The sequence below is a fragment of the Acidobacteriota bacterium genome, from assembly GCA_040752675.1.
GTDB lineage: Bacteria > Acidobacteriota > Polarisedimenticolia > JBFMGF01 > JBFMGF01 > JBFMGF01.
Window position 1 is genome coordinate 1 of record JBFMGF010000048.1, and the last position, 2732, is coordinate 2732.

The 2732-nt window shown below is 47.0% G+C and carries 5 protein-coding genes; 4 read left to right on the top strand and 1 reads right to left on the bottom strand.

Features of this window, described 5'->3' with window-relative positions; translation table 11 throughout:
• Positions 1-17 precede the first annotated feature (17 nt).
• The 4 genes from AB1756_04650 to AB1756_04665 all read left to right on the top strand — a co-directional run bounded on the left by AB1756_04650 (position 18) and on the right by AB1756_04665 (position 2038).
• A complete protein-coding gene (locus AB1756_04650; protein ID MEW5806620.1) occupies positions 18-179 on the top strand; it encodes an energy transducer TonB in 162 nt (53 codons plus the stop codon).
• Positions 180-521: 342 nt separating this feature from the next.
• Complete coding sequence (locus AB1756_04655; protein ID MEW5806621.1) at positions 522-917, top strand: PA2779 family protein; 396 nt, start codon at positions 522-524, stop codon at positions 915-917.
• Positions 914-1510 carry a C39 family peptidase gene (locus AB1756_04660; protein ID MEW5806622.1) on the top strand — a complete coding sequence of 199 codons (597 nt, stop codon included), beginning with the start codon at positions 914-916 and terminating at the stop codon, positions 1508-1510. Before AB1756_04655 ends, AB1756_04660 begins: the two co-directional genes overlap by 4 nt.
• A 51-nt stretch (positions 1511-1561) precedes the next feature.
• Entirely contained in the window at positions 1562-2038 is a 477-nt protein-coding gene (locus AB1756_04665) for a tetratricopeptide repeat protein (protein MEW5806623.1), read from the top strand.
• 79 nt (positions 2039-2117) lie between these two features.
• Here AB1756_04665 and AB1756_04670 read toward each other — a convergent pair whose 3' ends face one another.
• Positions 2118-2525: a hypothetical protein gene (locus AB1756_04670; protein ID MEW5806624.1), complete on the bottom strand. Its 408-nt coding sequence runs from the start codon at positions 2523-2525 to the stop codon at positions 2118-2120.
• Between the last annotated feature and the right edge of the window lie 207 nt (positions 2526-2732).

Consider the following 2732-nt stretch of genomic DNA (forward strand, 5'->3'; position numbering starts at 1 on the left):
TAAAAAAAGATGGCACCGTGGATGATGTGTGTGTTCTTAGAGTCGATACCCCCGGTTTCAATTTCGAAATAGCCGCCGCCATAGCCATGCGACAATGGCGATACAAGCCGGCTTTACAAGATGGCCGACCTGTCGACGTGTACTTTATTATAAAAGTGAATTTCTCTCTTTTGCAATAAGGATCATTGTCTCTTTCCATCTAAAGTGTTCTTCGATAGAGCGCCGCATAAATCATGCAACAATCAGGGTAAAAAGAGGGGGGCTCGGATTGCTGGAAGGGAAGAAGCTCCAAAGACCCGGCCCCTCTTCCGGTGAAAGAGGTTTTCTTCAATGGCAGTCGTTACATTGTCTGTCTGAATTCCAAGCAGGCGCGGAAAGAGACTCAGGCTCGCCAGGCCATCCTGGAGTCCCTTGAAGAGAGGTTACCGTTTGGTTGATAAAAGGCTTGACATAGAAAAAGAGAAGATATAAAAAGATTCCGTTAAAAGATGATAGGTTGTGAGAAAAAGGAGGAAATGAGAATGAGCACGAAACTTATAAAGAGCACGGCGAAGATTCTTGTTGCTGTCATGTTCCTGTGGGGCATCGCGCCACGAATTGAGGCAGGGTTTTCCCCTTCCGAACTGGTCGCCATGCAGCAGACAGACCGGGCTGTGGACATCGCAAAGATTCAGAAGGCACTGGAATCGAAGATGGTAACGGAAAGGCTGGAAGCCCTAGGTTTCACGCAAGGAGAAATCAAGACCAGGCTGGACAAGCTGAGCGACCAGGAGCTCCATCAGATTGCCCTGAAGGTTGATGAACTCAAGGCCGGAGGGGATGGGCTGGGTGTTGTCATTGCGATTCTTGTCATTGCCATTCTTGTTGTCATCCTGCTGAAACTAACCGGTCACAAGATTGAAGTCAAAAAGGAATGAAAATTCTCTTTCGCTCATTTATCTCATCAATAAATGTTCTCCTCCCCCTCTTTCTCTCTCTAATCACTTTAACTCTATTGTTGTTCACTCTACCCCTCACTCTGGTTCAATCCGGGGAGGAGGTTCCCATCCAAGAGGAATATCTTATAAAGAATGTTCCTTTCTTTTCCCAGGAGGAACATCAGTGCGGACCGGCATCCCTGGCTTCCGTTTTGAATTTCTGGGGTGCTGCCATATCACCCGAAAAAGTAGCAAAGGAGATCTACAGCCAATCGGCGAAAGGAACACTCTGGATCGATCTCGCTCTCTACGCAAGAGAGCAAGGATTTTCTGCCATGCAGTACTACGGTCACTGGGAGGACCTCAAAGAGAACATCCGGGCCGGATTCCCTCTCATCGTCTTCGTTGACTACGGTATTTCAGCCATCCAGGCCAACCACTTCATGGTTGTCGTGGGATGCAATAAAGATGGGGTTATTGTCCACTCCGGAAAAGAGAGAGAGAGGTTCGAAAAGAAAAAGAAATTTATGAAGGCCTGGAGGAAGACGCAGAATTGGACACTCCTCATTAAGCCTTATCAAAGTATCATGTGATGCGAATTTCCTGTATTTCCAGTCCAGAATTTTAAAGATGACGAATGTCTTATGAGAGGATTTTATTTTCCTTTTCTTATTTCCCTCTTGGCGTCTTCCGTTTTTGTAGTCTTCTCCTGTTCTCTCCCCAGGATCATCATCACCAGAGACCCGCTCACGCCTGAGGAGCATATCAATCTGGGTGTGGCTTATGAGAAGAAGGGAGAGCTGGACAACGCCCTGGGAGAATATCTTAAGGCATCAAGGAAGCTTCCCATCGCCTCTCTCTACATGGGAAACATCTATTTCCAGAAAGGGGACATGAAAAAAGCAGAGCAATCTTACAGAAAAGCCATCAGAAAGATTCCGCAGAATGCCGATGCTTACAATAACCTTGCCTGGCTCTACTATAGCAAAAAAGAGAATCTTGAGGAAGCTGAGGAACTTGCCCGGAAAGCCCTTTCCCTTGATCCCTCCAAATCCGCCATCTACCTTGACACTCTTGAAAAAATCAGAGCCCTCAAAAAGTCGCAAGCCCTGGCAAAATGAAATCAAAATTCTCTGGTTTTAAAGATTAGCAGCCTTTCGTCTTGCCACCTTAAGCTTGACTCATCTTCTACAGTTTGATTTAAAAAATCAAGAGAAAAATTAAAAATCGTCTGCCTATGAAAAAGACATGCACTGCTGCTGCTTTGCAGCCCATAGGCCTGCTCACCCTCATGATCAGATGCCCCGATGCCATCATCGGCTGACGCGTGATGGGCGCCAGGGGAACGATCCAGTATTCCCCCCTTCCGGCCGAATGGCTCAGGTTCCGGATCATGAACTTATTCGTCGTCCACTTTGTCGCGATCCGGCTCGGTGTTCTTCCCCCTTCCTCTAAAAAATCGAGATCGTAAGTCGTTCCCGGCTCACAGTCCCCCTCCCAGGAGACGGGGAGATCGCTGGAGCCTTCCTCTGGTTCTCCGAAGCGCTGATCCGCCAGCTGAACAATTTCATTAAAGTACGCTATTTTAAAACTATCACATTCTGCCAATATAATCTCTTGAATATGGACCCACATTGCGAGCAATCACTTCCATTTCAATAGCAACTCTGCCATCATCCCAGTATAAGAAGGCAGCGTCCCAAAATGAGGTGGAAATTGGTTTAGAGAACCCATCCTACCCATCTCCTGAATCATTGTCAAACTGTTTTCATGCTGCTTCCAGTATTTCCGCCCACCCGATGACGATCGGTTCCT